Raw genomic sequence first — 16133 nt, forward strand, 5'->3', positions numbered from 1 at the left:
GCACGTTTACGGCGCCCGACAGCGAGTACGCGACGTGGTACACCCACGAACGAAGGAGGCACACCGTGTTCCGTGCGATCGCGAATGCTCTGAGTACCGTCGGTTCGGCCGTGGCCACCGTGGTGACCCTGCCCTTCCGGCTCCTGGCCGGCCTGTTCGGCGGCGCCTCCCGCGGCGGCAGGACCCGGCGCGCGTAGAGGGACGCGGCGGGGCCGTGTCCGACGACGTCACGCGACACGGCCCCCGGCCACCCGGCACAATGCAGGCGAAGGGGACCACCACAGATGTGGACCACCCCAGTGGCACAGCCAGCAGAGCCAGTACGAGAAGGCGAGTCGGGAAAACCGTGACGACGTCCATCGAAGGCAGGATCGCCGAGGAACTCGGCGTACGCGAGCGTCAGGTGAGGGCAGCCGTCGAGCTGCTCGACGGTGGGTCGACCGTGCCGTTCATCGCGCGCTACCGCAAGGAAGCGACCGAGATGCTCGACGATGCGCAGTTGCGCACGCTCGAGGAACGGCTGCGGTACCTGCGTGAGCTCGAGGACCGCCGTGCGGCGGTCCTGGAGTCCGTACGCGAGCAGGGCAAGCTCGACGCGGCGCTGGAGGCGCGGATCCGGGCGGCCGACACCAAGGCGCGGCTCGAGGACATCTACCTGCCGTTCAAACCGAAACGCCGGACGAAGGCGCAGATCGCGCGCGAGGCCGGCCTCGAACCACTGGCCGACGCGTTGCTGGGCGACCCGTCCACCGACCCGGTCACCGCAGCGGGCTCGTTCGTCGACGAGGCCAAGGGCGTGGCCGACCCGGCGGCGGCGCTGGAAGGCGCCCGCGCCATCCTGACCGAGCGCTTCTCCGAGGACGCCGATCTGACCGGTGAGCTGCGCGAACGCATGTGGTCGCGCGGCCGGGTCGTCGCGAAGGTCCGGGAGGGCAAGGAGGAGGCGGGCGCCAAGTTCGCCGACTACTTCGACTTCTCGGAGCCGTTCACCGCTCTGCCCTCCCACCGCGTCCTGGCGATGCTCCGGGGCGAGAAGGAGGACGTCCTCGATCTGGTCCTGGAGCCCGAGGACCCCGCGGACGCCGACCTGCCCGGGCCGTCGGCGTACGAGAACATGATCGCCCGCCGGTTCGGCGTCGCCGACCGCGGACGGCCAGGTGACAAATGGCTCGGCGACACGGTGCGCTGGGCCTGGCGGACCAGGATCCTCGTGCACCTCGGAATCGATCTTCGGCTGCGACTGCGTACGGCGGCGGAGGACGAGGCCGTGCGCGTCTTCGCCTCGAACCTGCGCGATCTGCTGCTGGCCGCTCCTGCGGGGACGCGGGCGACGCTGGGGCTCGACCCCGGCTTCCGCACGGGCGTGAAGGTGGCCGTCGTGGACGCGACCGGCAAGGTGGTCGCGACGGACGTCATCCACCCGCACGTGCCGGCGAACAAGTGGGACCAGTCGCTGGCGACGCTGGAGCGGCTGGCGCGGGAACACCACGTCGACCTGATCGCCATCGGCAACGGCACGGCCTCCCGTGAGACCGACAAGCTCGCCGGCGAGCTGTGCGACCGGCACCCGGAGCTGAAGCTCACCAAGGTGATGGTGTCGGAGGCGGGCGCCTCCGTGTACTCGGCCTCGGCCTTCGCCTCGCAGGAACTCCCGGACATGGACGTGTCGTTGCGCGGGGCGGTCTCGATCGCGCGGCGACTGCAGGATCCGCTGGCCGAGCTCGTGAAGATCGACCCCAAGTCGATCGGCGTCGGCCAGTACCAGCACGACCTGTCCGAGGTGAAGCTGTCGCGCTCGCTGGACGCCGTGGTCGAGGACTGCGTCAACGGTGTCGGCGTCGACGTCAACACCGCATCGGCGCCGCTGCTCTCGCGGGTCTCCGGCATCGGTTCGGGGCTGGCCGAGAACATCGTGGCGCACCGGGACGCCCATGGACCGTTCCGCTCCCGCCGGGCGCTGAAGGACGTGGCACGCCTGGGACCGAAGGCCTACGAGCAGTGCGCCGGCTTCCTGCGGATCCGGGAGGGCGACGACCCGCTGGACGGGTCGAGCGTGCACCCGGAGGCCTACCCGGTGGTGCGGACGATGGTCAAGCGGACGGGCGGTGACGTCGCCTCCCTGATCGGCAACACAGGCGTCCTGCGGTCCCTGCGGCCGGACGACTTCGTGGACGAGAAGTTCGGCCTTCCGACGGTCACCGACATCCTGCGGGAGCTGGAGAAGCCGGGCCGCGACCCGCGCCCCGCCTTCCGGACGGCCACGTTCAGGGAAGGGGTCGAGAAGATCGGCGACCTCGCTCCGGACATGGTGCTCGAGGGAGTCGTGACGAACGTCGCGGCCTTCGGCGCCTTCGTCGACATCGGCGTCCATCAGGACGGCCTGGTGCACGTGTCGGCCATGTCGCGGACGTTCGTCAAGGACCCGCGGGACGTCGTGAAGCCGGGCGACGTCGTGAAGGTGAAGGTCATGGAGGTCGACATCCCGCGCAAGCGCATCTCGCTGACGCTGCGGCTGGACGACGAGGCCGCCGCCGGCCAGGGCGGCGGCCAGGGGCCACGGCGTGAGAGGAGCGGTCAGGGCGGCGCCGAGCGCCCGCCGCGTCAGCGCCAGGGTCAGGGTCAGGGTCAGGGCGGCGGTCAGGGGATCCGCCAGGCCGGCGGCCAGGGCCGTGACCGGCGCGGGGGCGGCGGCCAGGGCGGCGCCCCACGCCCGGCGGCCGCGCCGGCCAACAGTGCGATGGCGGACGCGTTGCGGCGGGCCGGTCTGGGAAGCTCCGAGCCGGGCGGCCGCAAGCGCTGAGCCGGGACCCCGGACGACGGGCGGGCAGGAGACTTCTCCTGCCCGCCCGTCGTCGTCTCCGACAGCACACGCCCCGGGGTCCCCGACCGCCCGTCCACGACTGTCTCTGATCGTTCGTACCACCGTATTGACCGCCCTGGGCGGGTGTCGTACGGTCACGGCGGTTCATGTACACGAACTCGGTTCATTCTACGGAATGTTGTTCCGGAACCGGGGATGGTCCTCACCACCGCGCCAACCACCGACAGGTGCCTGCGGAGGATACCGCAGGCGGTGAAAGGAATACCTAGTGCGCACAGAGAATCAGCAGGTCAGAAGATGGGGCGGCCGTGCGGCCGCCGCACTGGCCGCCGTCGTATCGCTCCTCGTCGCCGGCCTCACCGCGCTGGTCGCGACCGGCACGGCCTCGGCGGCTCCGGCCGCAGGCTCGTACAGACTGGCGAACGCCGCGAGCGGACTGTGTCTGGAGGTGCCCGGCTCCGGCACCTCCGCCGGCGTCCAGCTCAGCCAGAGCGCGTGCGACGGCGGCGCCGACCAGACCTGGAGGCTCACCGCCTCGGGCGGCGGCTACACGCTGACCGCCTCGCACAGCGCCAAGTGCGCCGGGATACGGGGCGCCTCGACCAGCGCGGGCAAGGCGGTGGAGCAGCAGGACTGCAGCGGTGCCGCGACCCAGGTCTGGACGCTGACGGCGGTCAGCGGCGCCACGTACCGGGTCGTCAACAGCAACGGCGGCAAGTGCCTGAACGTGAAGGACGGTTCGACGGCATCCGGTGCCCTGGTCCAGCAGAACTCCTGCGACTCGGTGACGAGCAAGAACTGGACCTTCACCGCGTCGGGCACGGTCCCCACGGACCCGCCCACCGACCCGACCGATCCGCCCACCGACCCTACGGACCCGCCCACCGACCGGCCGTCATGGCCGACGGCGAACGGCAGCCAGGCGGTGTCCTCCACCATCAAGGTCTCCGGCACCTACGACGGGGGCATGAAGCGCCTCTACGGCAGCGGTGATCTGGGCAGCGACGGGCAGGACGAGGATCAGCCGGCCCTAATCGAGCTGGCGGACGGTGCCACTCTGCAAAACGTCGTCCTCGGTGCTCCGGCCGCGGACGGTGTGCACTGCTCGGGCGCGTGCACGATCAAGAACGTCTGGTGGGAGGACGTGGGCGAGGACGCCGCGACCTTCCGCGGCAGCTCGTCGTCCACGGTCCGTACGGTCGACGGCGGCGGCGCCAGGCTGGCGGAGGACAAGGTGTTCCAGCACAACGGTGCCGGAACTCTGATCGTCAAGAACTTCCAGGTCCAGGACTTCGGGAAGCTGGTCCGCTCCTGCGGCAACTGCTCCTCGCAGTACGCCCGGCACATCCAGCTCCAGAACATCTGGGTGACCACCCCCGGCGACACCCTGGTCGGCATCAACACCAACTACGGTGACACCGCGCGGTTCTCGGACATCGCGGTCTACGGTGACGGCGACCGCGACCTCGACATCTGCACCAAGTACAAGGGCACGACGAGCGGCGAGCCCAGCAAGATCGGGACCGGTGCGGACGGCACGAACTGCATCTACTCCTCGTCCGACATCAGCTACGTCGACTGAGGCATCCCCCGCGGACCGGCCCCGCTCCTCCCGCGCGTCGGGACGGGCGGGGCCTCGGCGTCGCCCCGTCCCCAAGGACATCGGCGTCGGTCCGTCCCGGTGGCTTCGGCGTCAGTCCGTCTCGGTGACCTTGCCGTCGGCGACCTCGACGCGGCGGGTCGTGTGGACGGCGTCGAGCATGCGCCGGTCGTGCGTGACCAGCAGCAGCGTCCCGGTGTACGCGTCGAGCGCCGCTTCCAGCTGTTCGATCGCGGGCAGGTCGAGATGGTTCGTCGGCTCGTCGAGGACCAGCAGATTGACTCCTCTGCCCTGCAGGAGAGCGAGGCCCGCCCGGGTGCGTTCGCCCGGGGAGAGGGTCGTGGCGGGACGCAGTACATGCTCGGCCCGAAGACCGAATTTGGCGAGCAGGGTGCGCACCTCGGCCGGTTCGGTGTCGGGAACGGCCGCGCAGAAGGCGTCCAGCAGGCTCTCCGTGCCGTGGAACAGCTCGCGGGCCTGGTCGACCTCGCCCACCACGACGCCGGAGCCGAGCGAGGCGTGACCGGCGTCGAGGGGAAGACGTCCGAGGAGAGCGGCCAGGAGCGTGGACTTGCCCGACCCGTTGGCCCCGGTGATGGCGACCCGGTCGGCCCAGTCGATCTGCAGGGTGGCCGGCCCGAACGAGAAGTCCCCGCGGGCGACGGCTGCGTCGCGGAGGGTGGCGACGACCGATCCGGAGCGCGGGGCGGAGGCGATCTCCATCCGCAGCTCCCACTCCTTGCGCGGTTCCTCGACGACGTCGAGGCGCTCGATCATGCGCTGCGTCTGCTTGGCCTTCGCGGCCTGCTTCTCGCTGGCCTCGCTGCGGAACTTGCGGCCGATCTTGTCGTTGTCGGTGGCCTTGCGCCGGGCGTTCTTGACGCCCTTGTCCATCCAGCCCCGCTGCATCTGGGCGCGGCCCTCGAGCGCGGAACGCTTGTCGGCGTACTCGTCGAACTCCTCGCGGGCGTGCGAACGGGCCCGCTCGCGCTCCTCCAGGTAGGAGGCGTAGCCCCCGCCGTAGAGGTTGATCTGCTGCTGGGCCAGATCGAGCTCCAGGACCTTGGTGACCGTACGCATCAGGAACTCGCGGTCGTGGCTGACGACCACGGTGCCGGCCCGGAGCCCCGAGACGAAGCGTTCGAGCCGCTCCAGACCGTCGAGGTCCAGGTCGTTGGTGGGTTCGTCGAGGAGGAAGACGTCGTAGCGCGACAGCAGCAGCGAGGCCAGACCGGCGCGGGCCGCCTGGCCCCCGGAGAGCGCGGTCATCGGGAGGTCGAGGCCGACGGTGAGGCCGAGGTCGGCGGCGACCTCCTCCGCCCGCTCGTCGAGGTCGGCGCCGCCGAGGGACAGCCAGCGCTCCAAGGTGTCGGAGTACGCGTCGTCGGCGCCGGGCGCCCCGTCGACCAGGGCCTGGGTCGCGGCGTCCATCGCGGCCTGGGCCTCGGCGACGCCGGTGCGGCGGGCGAGGAACTCCCGCACGGATTCACCCACCCGGCGCTCGGGCTCCTGCGGGAGGTGCCCGACGGTGGCGGTGGGTGGGGAGAGCCGGAGCTCGCCCTCCTCCGGCCGGTCGAGACCGGCGAGCAGGCGGAGCAGCGAGGATTTACCGGCGCCGTTGGCTCCGACGAGACCGATCACGTCGCCGGGCGCGACGACGAGGTCGAGTCCGGCGAAGAGGGTGCGGTCACCGTGCCCGGCGGCGAGTTCCTTGGCGACGAGAGTGGCAGTCATCAGGGTGCCGATCCTAACGAACCGGAGCGGCCGTGTTCCCGCCGGACGGTGGGTGCGACCATGGCCGCTGCGGCCTCGGGCACCCGGGGACGGCCCGGGGAGGGGTGAGCGCGGTGACGGACGTGATCGTGGTGGGTGGCGGAGTCAGCGGGCTGACGACGGCGCTGCTGCTGGCGGAGCGCGGCCACCGGGTGCGGGTCTGGTCGCGGGACGCGGCCTCGGCCACCACGTCGGCGGTGGCGGGGGCCCTGTGGTGGCCGTACCGGATCGAGCCCGCGGCTCTCGTCGGTGACTGGTCGCTGGAGACGCTCGAGGTGTACGAGGAGCTGGCCGCCGCGCCCGGGGAGACCGGCGTCCGCATGGTCGCCGGGGTGCACGGTGGTGAGCGGCTGTCCGCGCTCGGGGCCTGGGCGCGCCGCCTCGGCCGCGTGTCCGAGGTGGAAGAGGGGCTGCGGGTGACGCTGCCGCTGATCGACATGCCCGTCCACCTCGGCTGGTTGGAGGACCGGCTGGCCGCAGCCGGTGGTGCGGTCGAGCGGCGTACGGTGCGTGGCTTCGAGGAGGCCGCGGCCGAGGCCCCCGTGGTCGTCAACTGCGCGGGGCTCGGCGCGCGGGAGCTGGTGCCGGATCCCGGGGTGCGGCCGGTGCGGGGTCAGCTGGTGGTGGTGGAGAACCCGGGCATCGAGGAGTGGTTCACCCTGGCGGATCCGGCGTCGAGCGCGACGACGTACCTCTTCCCGCAGCCGGGCGGGCTGGTCCTGGGCGGGACCGCCGAGACGGACGACGCGCGTACGGAGCCCGATCCGCGCACGGCCGACGAGATCGTGGCGCGGTGCGCGCGGGTGCGGCCGGAGATCGCCGGGGCGCGGGTCATCGGCCACCGGGTCGGGCTGCGGCCCGCCCGGGACGCGGGCGTGCGGATCGAGGCGGAGGTACTGCCGGGCGGGGGCCTGCTGGTGCACAACTACGGGCACGGGGGCGCCGGGGTGACGGTGGCCAGGGGCTGCGCACGGGCTGCGGCCCAGCTGGTGGGCTGAACCGCCGGCCCCACGGTCCGGAGGCGTGACATCTCGGCCACGGCCCTGGCCCAGGCGCGCGGCACCGCGGCCACGGACCGGAGGCACGACGCCGGGGCCTGGCCGGGTCGAACCACGCCGTGCCCCGGTCCGGACGGACGGCGCCGGGCGGGAGGCGGCAGGGGTGCCGGGCCGCATGGCGGACGCCGGGTCAGGCGGGCGGGTCGTGCTTGTGCCGCTCGTCGGAGGTGACCTCCGCGGGCCCGGGGCCGATCCGGATCTCGAAGTCCCCGTCGTACTTGGCGTGCCCCTGGATGACCGCGCTCTCGACGGCTTCCACACCGAACTCCCTGCGGACGATCATCGGGTCACGCCGCAGGTCCCTCATCAGCGCGACGCACATGCCGATCATCACGAGGGTGAACGGGGCGGCCACCAGGATGGTCAGGTTCTGCAGGCCTGCCAGTGCGTCGCCCTGCCCGTTGCCGATGAGCAGCATGACGGCCGCGACCGCACCGGTGACGACGCCCCAGAAGATGACGACCCAGGTGGCGGGCTCCAGCACACCCTTCTGGGAGAGGGTGCCCATGACGATCGAGGCCGCGTCGGCACCGGAGACGAAGAAGATGCTGACCAGCAGCATGACGAGAACGCTCATCACCGTGGCGATCGGGAACTCGCGGAGCATGCCGAAGAGCTGGGCCTCCGGGGTGCTTCCGACGCCGCCGAGCCGGCCGGCCTCCTGCAGGCGGATCGCGGAACCACCGAAGATCGCGAACCAGACCAGGCTGACCGCGCTGGGCACCAGCATGACCCCGCCGACGAACTGACGGATGGTCCGGCCGCGACTGATCCTCGCGATGAACATGCCGACGAAGGGCGTCCACGAGATCCACCAGGCCCAGTAGAAGACGGTCCAGCTGGCGAGCCAGTCGGCGACCTCGCCCTCACCGGTCGCCTCGGTGCGCCCGGCGAGCTGCGGCAGTTCGCCGAAGTACGAGGCGATCGACGTGGGCAGCAGGTCGAGCACGATGATCGTGGGCCCGGCGATGAACACGAAGACGGCCAGGACGAGCGCGAGCACCATGTTGATGTTGGACAGCCACTGGATGCCCTTCTCCACGCCCGTGACCGCGGAGAAGACGAAGGCGGCCGTCAGGACGCCGATGATCACGATCAGCAGGCCGGTGCTCGTCTTCTCCATCCAGTTCAGCTCCTGGAACCCGCTGCCCACCTGGAGTGCGCCCAGGCCCAGGGAGGTCGCGGAGCCGAAGAGGGTCGCGAAGATGGCGAGGATGTCGATGATCCGGCCCCCGCCGCCGTGTGCGTGCCGTTCCCCGATCAGCGGCTCGAACACGGCACTGATGGTCTGCCGCCGGCGTTTGCGGTAGGTGCTGTACGCGATGGCGAGCCCGACGACGGCGTAGATCGCCCAGGGATGCAGAGTCCAGTGGAAGAGTGTGGTCGCCATCGCCGTCTGCATCGCCTCGGCGGCGTCGGCGGGGTGCGTGCCGGGGGGCGGATTGACGAAGTGGGCCAACGGCTCACTCACACCGTAGAACATCAGGCCGATTCCCATGCCGGCGCTGAACATCATGGCGACCCAGGAGATGGTCCGGAACTCCGGCTCTTCACCCTCCTGGCCGAGCGAAATCTTCCCGTACCGGCTGATCGCGAGCCAGAGGGCGAAGACCACGAAGCCCGAGGCCGCCAGCATGAAGGCCCAACCACCGTTGTGGATGAGGCCCTTGAGCATACTGTTGGACACGTCCTCCAGTGAGTCGGTGGCCGTGGACCCCCATACCACGAAGGCGACGGTGAGCACCGCCGTGACGCCGAAGACCACGCGGTCGGTGGAGGGCCGCCGACCGTGGTGCGGCTCGGCGGGTAGGTCGGCCGTGACCGCCAGCGGCTCCCCCTGCCCGCCCGATCCCTGCTCGTCTTGTGACACAAATGGCACCTTTCACGCAGTGCGAAATTTCGCTCCCCGTAGGCAGTACCACAAACGACGCGCCTCACACGGGATCAACAAGCTCTATCGGCTTGCCCGTTTGTGAGGTGATATGCGGCCCGTTCGTCCAGAAGCAACGGAATCAGTGCCCGGGCCGGCTGCCGCATCGGCACGTACGCTCCGTCACCGTCGCGGTGGGAAGCGACGCCGTGCAGCGCGAGTTCGTCCCCGACGTCCGCGTACTGCTGCGCGTCGAGCCGGTATCCGCAGGGCGGGTCCCGGAGGATCTGACCCGGCCGGGCAGGATCGTTGTCGGCGCCGCCCAGGTACACCGGCCCCGGGTCGCCGGCCGCCGCGTGGCGGGCGGCCCCGGTCGCGGCGGCGACGAGACCGCGGCGCTCCCCGACGAAGGAGAGCAGACCGTCCAGGGCGGCCCGGTGGGAACGGACCCTGCGCCGCTTGTTGAGCGCGTGGTCGGACCGCTCGGCCTCGCCGAGCGGATCCGCCCGGGACTCGACGAGCAGTCCCAGCGCGTGCTTGACGCCCGCGGCGTTACGCAGGATGCGCTCCTGGCCGTCCCCCGCCGTCTGCCCGACCGGTTCCTGGGTGACGGGGTCGGTCCGGATGCCGTAGTGACCGCTGGTGTACCCGGCCGCTGCCGCCGCGGGCCTCACGTAGTCGTCGGCCAGACTCCGCGCGGCGTCGCGCACCCCGGGCGCGGTGTTGCTGTTGCGGGGCCACAGGACGAAGAGGTCCTCGTCGTAGAACGGCGGGGTGGCACGGTATTCGTGCAGGTCCACGATCACGTCGGGCCGCCGGTCCCGGATCACCCTCGCCACGGCCCGGGCCTCCGCCGTGCGCAGCGCGATGTGGTCCCGGTTGATGTCGACGCCGTCGGCATTGCCCCGCGTGCCCGCCGCCCGGCCGTCCGGGTTGGCCGTGGGGATCACCAGGACACGCGTGCGGGACAGCAGGCCTCGGGTCGTCCGGTCCCCGGCGCGGGCGAGGTCGCGGACGGCCGACAGGCACGCCTCGCGGCCGGCCGGTTCGTCGCCGTGCTGGCCGCAGACCAGCAGGACCGTGACGGCGGCCGGGCCGGACACGCCGAGGTCGACGAGCCGCAGGGGCCGTCCCTGTCCGGTCGTACCGATCCCCTCCACGCGGACGCGGCCGCTCGACCGGTCGACCGCGGCGAGGAACGACCCCTCCTCCGTCTCCCCGGTCCACCGCGCGCCCCCGGTGCGCTCGAAGCCGGTGCGGGGCACCGGGAGCGCCGCCTCGGCCCGCACCGTCGCGTACGGCACGGCGAGCAGGGCCGCCGCAAGGCCCACGGTCAGGTCGCGGGAGACCGTGCGGCGGCGCGGAGGGGCGAGCCGCGGGGTGCGGGCGGGACGTGCGACCACCCGTGACGGCTGGGGGATCATGCGGCGACTGCCTCCCGGAAAACGGCGGGGCGAAGGACCCGGTGGTGCCTGTGCGTGCGTGAGTGTGAGCGGACGGTACACCGGACGGCCGCCGAGCGACAGGGGTTGATCACCGGCCCGGCCGCACGGCCCGTGCGGTCGGGCCGCCTCTCCCGCGACGGGGAGGACGACACCGCGAGCGGGGCTGCGCGGCGTCGGGTACCCGCTCCCTCGTGGACTCCGTCAGGCCCGCGGTCGTGGGTGCCGTCGGGTGCGGTCGGGGGCGCGATCGTGGGGCCGTCGCGGGCGAGGGAGGCCGTTAGGCTTGCGGCGTTCGTGCTGAATCCCGCCAGCTCCGGCCGCTCGCGGCCGGGACGCGCGCGTACGAGGAGCGTCTCCCTTGCCAGACCCCACCCCCGATCCGCAGCGTGACGTCCGGCCCACCCTGGAGGCCGTGGCGGCCCGCGCCGGTGTCTCCCGGGCGACGGCGTCGCGTGTCGTCAACGGTGGTGCGGGCGTACGGCAACCGCTGGTGGACCAGGTGCGCAGGGCGGTCGACGAACTCGGCTACATCCCCAACCACGCGGCGCGGACGCTGGTCACACGGCGCAACGGCGCGGTCGCCGTGATCATCGACGAGCCCGAGTTCCGGATCTTCTCCGACCCGTTCTTCTCACGCCAGATCCGCGGGATCAGCCGCGAACTGAACGCGCACGACGCGCAACTGGTGCTCCTGCTCGTGGAGGGCAGTGGCGACTTCGACCGGGTCACCCGCTATCTGGCCGGTGGGCATGTGGACGGGGTGCTGGCGTTCTCGCTCCACACCGACGACGAACTTTCCGCGATCATCCGGCGGTTCAGGGTCCCGACGGTCTACGGAGGCCGCCCGGAGCTTCCGGCCGCGGGAGCGGAGGCCGGCCCGACGGTGCCGTACGTCGACTGCGACAACCGGGGCGGCGCCCGGGAGGCCGTCCGCCACCTGGTCTCGCTCGGCCGGCGGCGGATCGGGCACATCGCCGGGCCGCGGGACCAGACGTCGGCTCTCGACCGGATCGACGGCTACCGCGACGTGCTGCCCGACGCCGATCCGGCACTGGTCGTGGACGGCGACTTCACCGTGGAGGGTGGCGCCCTGGCCATGACGCGTCTGCTGGAGTCGCGCCCGGACGTGGATGCCGTCTTCGCGTCCAACGACCTGATGGCCTCCGGCGCCCTGCGGGTGCTCCGCGAGCGGGGGATCCCGGTGCCGGACGAGGTGGCACTGGTGGGCTTCGACGACATGGGTTCGGTGGCGGAGACCACGGATCCGCCCCTGACGACGGTCCGTCAGGACGTGGAGGGGATGGGCCGCCTGATGGTCCGGCTGCTGATGGAGCGGCTCAACAGCGACAGCGGCGAGTGGCCCGAGTCCGTAATCACGCCGACCGAGCTGATCCGCCGCGCCTCGGCCTGAGGCCCGCCCGCTCCGCCCGCCACGCGGCCCGCGCCGACCGGGCGAGCGGCAGATAGCGCAGCCGGTCCGGGAGCACCGGCACCACCAGCCGGATCACGGTGCACAGCCGGCGGAGCCTGCGCTCCTGCACCGGGCTCCAGGTGAGGCCTATGGCCTCTCGGGCGTCCGGTGGCATCAGCCCGACGGTGACGAAGCTGCGGAACCGGGCCAGCTGCGGGAGCAGCGCCGGCCACACACTCCGCAGGAGCAGCCGTACGGCCGCCGGGCCCCGGTCGAGCGGGGGTACCGCGGCGTCGGTGGCGACCAGCTCCCGTACGACGGCGGTCGCCTCGATCTCCTCGGCCAGCATCTTGCGGTAGTACGGCCAGAACTCCTCGATCGTCTGCGGCATGTCCCGGTCGTGGATGCCGAGGATCCGGCCGACCTGGAGCCACTCGCGGTACAGGGCGCGCTCCTGCTCCCCGGTGAGCGGGCGGACCAGATAGCGCGCCGCGTGCTGGTACACGGGGAAGCCGGTGGCGTGGACCCAGGCGTAGTTCTCCGGCGTGAGGGCGTGGTAGCGGCGGCCGCGGGTGTCGGTGCCCTGGATGGTGCGGTGCAACTTCCGCAGCCTGCGCCCCTCCTCGGCGGCACCCTCTCCCCCGTACACCCAGAGCTGGAGCGAGCGCAGGGAGCGTTCGCCGCGGCCCCACGGGTCCGTGCGGAAGACCGAGTGCTCGTCGACGCCGGCGCCGACCGCCGGGTGGGCGACCTGGAGCGTGAGGGCGGCGGGCAGCATCAGCAGTCCCCGGATGTCGCCGGCGAGGCTCCACAGGACGCCGCCCGGCGGGGGCGGGGCTGGGGCGTCGCCCCTGACTGCTGCGTCGTTCATGCGGTGCTCCCCACGGCAGGCGGGCGACACGGCTCGGTGCCCGGCCCCCTGCGATCCAGTATGCGGGGGGAGCCGCTACGCCGGGCGGGCGGCTCCGCTGCAGGTCGCGGGCATGCCCCGGGGCGGGCCGCGGGTGGCCGTCCGGATGCTCCGCGTCGGTCGACGTCGTACACGGCCGCCGGTGTGCCCCGGTGCGCGGGCCGTTGTCGACCGGCGGCCCGATCCGGGACCGCGCGCCCCCGCCGCACGGTCGCCCACCGACGACGAGCACTTACACCGAAGTGGTGAGACAGCAATACTGTTGCACCTGTCGATGCCCGTCCGACGACAAGGAGCAGCAGACATGGCCACCGGGGCCGAGGAACCGACGCTCACCGTCGACGAGCTGGCGGCGCGCGCCGGGGTGACCGTGCGCACGGTGCGCTTCTACAGCACCCGCGGGCTGCTGCCCCCGCCGGTGATCGGGCCGCGCCGCGTCGGGCGCTACGGGCCGGACCATCTTTCTCGTCTCGCGCTGATCGAGGAGCTGCAGCGCCAGGGCATGACGCTCGCCGCGATCGAGCGGTATCTGGAGCAGCTGCCGCCCGATCTGAGCGCGCACGACCTGGCGATCCACCGCGCCCTCGTGGCGTCCTGGGCGCCGGACTCCTCCGAGGCCATGGGGCAGGCGGAGCTGGAACGGCGCGCCGGGCGGGCGCTCACCGGGCCGGACGTGGACCGGCTGGCGGCCATGGGCGTGCTGCAGCGCGCGGAGGCCGCCGAGGTCACCTACCGGGTGGATGTGGGGCTGCTGCGGCTCGGGGTGGAGCTCCTGGACGTGCCGATCGCGCACGAGACGATCCTGGCGGCGCGGACGGTCCTGCTGGAGCACACCCGGTCGGCCGCGCACGAACTGACCCGGTTGTTCCGCGACGAGGTGTGGAATCCCTACCGGGAGCGGGAGGCGGACCCGGAGCACGTGAAGGCGATGAAGTCGCTGTCGGCCCATATGCAGCCGATGGTGCTCCAGGCGCTGGTGACGGCCTTCCAGCGGTCGCTGAAGGAGGAACTGCGGGCCGCGTTCACCGCGGAGTGAACCGCGTGGCCACGGCCCGCAGGGACGCCCCGGTCAGTCGTGGAAGGTCTCGCCCTTCTCCGCCTTCTCCAGCAGGAGCGGGGACGGCAGGAAGCGGTCGCCGTAGCGCTCCGCGAGCTGCCGGGCGCGTGCGACGAAGCCGGGCAGCCCGCCCTCGTACCCGTTGATGTACTGGAGCACGCCGCCGGTCCAGGCGGGGAAGCCGATGCCCATGACGGAGCCGATGTTGGCGTCGGCGACCGTCATGAGGACGTTCTCCTCCAGGCAGCGGACACTGTCCAGTGCCTCCGAGAAGAGCATCCGCTCCTTCATGTCCTCGAAGGGGACGTCCGTGTCCCGTCGCCGGGTGAAGTGCTCCCGCAGACCCGGCCAGAGCGCGCCCCGGCTGCCGTCCTCGCCGTACTCGTAGAAGCCCGCTCCCCCGCTGCGCCCGGGCCGCCGGAACTCGTCGACCATGCGGTCGATGACCTCGTCCGCCGGGTGCGTGACCCAGGTGCCGCCCGCCTCCTCGACGGCGCGCCGGGTCTCGTTGCGGATCTTGCGCGGCAGGGTGAGGGTCAGTTCGTCCATGAGGGAGAGCACCTTGGCCGGGTAGCCGGCCTGCGCCGCCGCCTGCTCGACCGACGCGGGCTCGACGCCCTCACCGACCATCGCGACGCCCTCGTTGATGAAGTGCCCGATGACACGTGAGGTGAAGAAGCCGCGCGAGTCGTTGACGACGATCGGGGTCTTCTTGATCCGCCGTACCAGGTCGAAGGCGCGCGCCAGAGCCTCGTCGCCGGTGCGTTCACCCTTGATGATCTCGACGAGCGGCATCTTGTCGACGGGCGAGAAGAAGTGCAGCCCGATGAAGTCGTCCGGCCGCTCCACGCCCTCGGCGAGCACGGTGATGGGCAGCGTCGAGGTGTTGGAGCAGAGGAGCGCGTCGGGCTCCACGATGCTCTGGATCTCCTCGAAGACCTTGTGCTTGAGCGCGGTGTCCTCGAATACGGCCTCGATCACCGCGTCGCAGCCCGCGAGGTCGGCCGGGTCGCCGGTCGGGGTGATGCGGGCCAGCAGCCCGTCGCGCTCCGCCTCGGTCGTGCGGCCCCGGGAGAGCGCCTTGGCCAGCAGCTTCTCGCTGTACGCCTTGCCCTTGGCGGCGGCCTCGGTGGAGACGTCCTTGAGGACGACGTCGATGCCGGCGCGGGCACAGGAGTACGCGATGCCCGCCCCCATCATCCCGGCCCCGAGGACGGCGACCTTGCGTACCTGGCGCTCCTCGATCCCCTGGGGGCGGCTGGCACCGGAGTTCACGGCCTGGAGGTCGAAGAAGAACGCCTGGATCATGTTCTTCGCGACCTGGCCGGTGACCAGTTCGGTGAAGTAGCGGGCCTCGATGGTCAGGGCGGTCTGGAAGTCGACCTGCGCTCCCTCGACGGCGGCGGCCAGGATGTTGCGGGGCGCGGGCATGGGGGCGCCGGCGAGCTGCTTCTTCAGGTTGGCCGGGAAGGCGGGCAGGTTGGCCGCGAACTTCGGGTTGGCCGGGGTCCCTCCGGGGATGCGGTACCCCTTGACGTCCCAGGGCTGCTGCGACTCGGGGTTCGCGTCGATGAACGCGCGGGCCTTGGCGAGCATGTCCTGCGCCGTGGCGGCGACCTCGTGGATCAGGCCGTTCTCCAGTGCCCGCCGCGGGGTGTACTGGGTGCCCTGGAGGAGGACCTTGAGCAGCGCGTCGGTGATGCCCATCAGGCGTACGGTCCGGGTGACGCCGCCGCCTGCGGGCAGCAGACCGAGGGTGACCTCGGGCAGGCCGATCCGGGAGCCGGGGGCGTCCAGGGCGACGCGGTGGTGGGCTGCGAGCGCGATCTCGTAGCCGCCGCCGAGCGCGGCACCGTTGATGGCGGCGACGACGGGCTTGCCGAGGGTCTCGATGCGGCGCAGCGCGTTCTTGATGGCCATGCCGGCGTCGAAGGCGGTCCGGGCGTTCTCCGGGCCGACCTTGATCATGTCCTTGAGGTCGCCGCCCGCGAAGAACGTCTTCTTGGCGGAGGTGTAGATGATGCCGCGGATGGAGTCCTTCTCGGCCTCGGCGCGGTCGGCGACGGCTGCGATGGAGTCCTTGAAGGCCTGGTTCATCGTGTTCGCGGACTGGTCGGGGTCGTCGAGTACGAGGGTGACGACGCCGGTCTCGTCCTGTTCCCAGCGGATGGTCGTGCTCTCGGTCATT

Annotated in this window: 11 protein-coding genes and 1 pseudogene; 7 read left to right on the plus strand and 5 right to left on the minus strand. The window is 71.9% G+C overall.

Going from position 1 to position 16133, the window contains the following annotated elements; translation table 11 throughout:
• Positions 1–65 precede the first annotated feature (65 nt).
• The 4 genes and pseudogenes from QFZ58_RS05885 to QFZ58_RS34430 all read left to right on the plus strand — a co-directional run bounded on the left by QFZ58_RS05885 (position 66) and on the right by QFZ58_RS34430 (position 4403).
• Positions 66–197, plus strand: a complete 132-nt coding sequence (locus QFZ58_RS05885) for an LPFR motif small protein (protein ID WP_261988152.1) — start codon at positions 66–68, stop codon at positions 195–197.
• 149 nt (positions 198–346) lie between these two features.
• Complete coding sequence (locus QFZ58_RS05890) at positions 347–2800, plus strand: Tex family protein (RefSeq protein ID WP_307123834.1); 2454 nt, start codon at positions 347–349, stop codon at positions 2798–2800.
• Positions 2801–3089: 289 nt separating this feature from the next.
• A pseudogene (locus tag QFZ58_RS34425) lies at positions 3090–3632 on the plus strand (RICIN domain-containing protein); the annotation flags it as partial.
• Positions 3606–4403 carry a pectate lyase gene (locus QFZ58_RS34430; RefSeq protein ID WP_373428650.1) on the plus strand — a complete coding sequence of 266 codons (798 nt, stop codon included), beginning with the start codon at positions 3606–3608 and terminating at the stop codon, positions 4401–4403. The pseudogene QFZ58_RS34425 and the gene QFZ58_RS34430, both read left to right, overlap by 27 nt.
• Positions 4404–4514: 111 nt before the next feature.
• Here QFZ58_RS34430 and QFZ58_RS05900 read toward each other — a convergent pair whose 3' ends face one another.
• The gene (locus tag QFZ58_RS05900; RefSeq protein WP_307123836.1) at positions 4515–6155 is read right to left on the minus strand and encodes an ABC-F family ATP-binding cassette domain-containing protein; all 1641 of its coding nucleotides are present in this window, start codon (positions 6153–6155) and stop codon (positions 4515–4517) included.
• A gap of 104 nt (positions 6156–6259) precedes the next feature.
• Here QFZ58_RS05900 and QFZ58_RS05905 point away from each other — a divergent pair, with 104 nt between their 5' ends.
• The gene (locus QFZ58_RS05905; RefSeq protein WP_307123837.1) at positions 6260–7192 is read left to right on the plus strand and encodes an FAD-dependent oxidoreductase; all 933 of its coding nucleotides are present in this window, start codon (positions 6260–6262) and stop codon (positions 7190–7192) included.
• 190 nt (positions 7193–7382) lie between these two features.
• Here the strand turns inward: QFZ58_RS05905 and QFZ58_RS05910 are convergent, their stop codons facing one another.
• Entirely contained in the window at positions 7383–9122 is a 1740-nt protein-coding gene (locus QFZ58_RS05910) for a BCCT family transporter (protein ID WP_307123838.1), read from the minus strand.
• Between the two features lie 74 nt (positions 9123–9196).
• On the minus strand, positions 9197–10546 hold the full coding sequence (locus QFZ58_RS05915) for a M14 family metallocarboxypeptidase (RefSeq protein ID WP_307123839.1): 1350 nt from the start codon (positions 10544–10546) through the stop codon (positions 9197–9199).
• Between the two features lie 379 nt (positions 10547–10925).
• Here QFZ58_RS05915 and QFZ58_RS05920 point away from each other — a divergent pair, with 379 nt between their 5' ends.
• Positions 10926–11978, plus strand: coding sequence for a LacI family DNA-binding transcriptional regulator (locus QFZ58_RS05920; protein WP_307123840.1), 1053 nt, complete (start codon positions 10926–10928; stop codon positions 11976–11978).
• On the opposite strand, the gene QFZ58_RS05925 is transcribed toward QFZ58_RS05920, so the two are convergent.
• Positions 11941–12849, minus strand: coding sequence for an oxygenase MpaB family protein (locus QFZ58_RS05925; protein WP_307123841.1), 909 nt, complete (start codon positions 12847–12849; stop codon positions 11941–11943). The genes QFZ58_RS05920 and QFZ58_RS05925 overlap by 38 nt on opposite strands.
• A 343-nt stretch (positions 12850–13192) precedes the next feature.
• Here QFZ58_RS05925 and QFZ58_RS05930 point away from each other — a divergent pair, with 343 nt between their 5' ends.
• Positions 13193–13924 carry a MerR family transcriptional regulator gene (locus tag QFZ58_RS05930; protein ID WP_307123842.1) on the plus strand — a complete coding sequence of 244 codons (732 nt, stop codon included), beginning with the start codon at positions 13193–13195 and terminating at the stop codon, positions 13922–13924.
• A gap of 33 nt (positions 13925–13957) precedes the next feature.
• On the opposite strand, the gene QFZ58_RS05935 is transcribed toward QFZ58_RS05930, so the two are convergent.
• Positions 13958–16132 carry a 3-hydroxyacyl-CoA dehydrogenase NAD-binding domain-containing protein gene (locus QFZ58_RS05935; RefSeq protein ID WP_307123843.1) on the minus strand — a complete coding sequence of 725 codons (2175 nt, stop codon included), beginning with the start codon at positions 16130–16132 and terminating at the stop codon, positions 13958–13960.
• Position 16133 lies beyond the last annotated feature (1 nt).

Origin of the sequence: Streptomyces sp. B1I3 (assembly GCF_030816615.1) — a bacterium.
Classification (GTDB): domain Bacteria; phylum Actinomycetota; class Actinomycetes; order Streptomycetales; family Streptomycetaceae; genus Streptomyces.

Excerpts from the sequence above, each read along its gene's own strand:
- QFZ58_RS05915 (WP_307123839.1), bottom strand. The coding sequence starts at position 10,546 with ATGATCCCCCAGCCGTCACGGGTGGTCGCACGTCCCGCCCGCACCCCG.
- QFZ58_RS05930 (WP_307123842.1), top strand. The coding sequence starts at position 13,193 with ATGGCCACCGGGGCCGAGGAACCGACGCTCACCGTCGACGAGCTGGCG.
- QFZ58_RS05900 (WP_307123836.1), bottom strand. The coding sequence starts at position 6,155 with ATGACTGCCACTCTCGTCGCCAAGGAACTCGCCGCCGGGCACGGTGAC.
- QFZ58_RS05925 (WP_307123841.1), bottom strand. The coding sequence starts at position 12,849 with ATGAACGACGCAGCAGTCAGGGGCGACGCCCCAGCCCCGCCCCCGCCG.
- QFZ58_RS05935 (WP_307123843.1), bottom strand. The coding sequence starts at position 16,132 with ATGACCGAGAGCACGACCATCCGCTGGGAACAGGACGAGACCGGCGTC.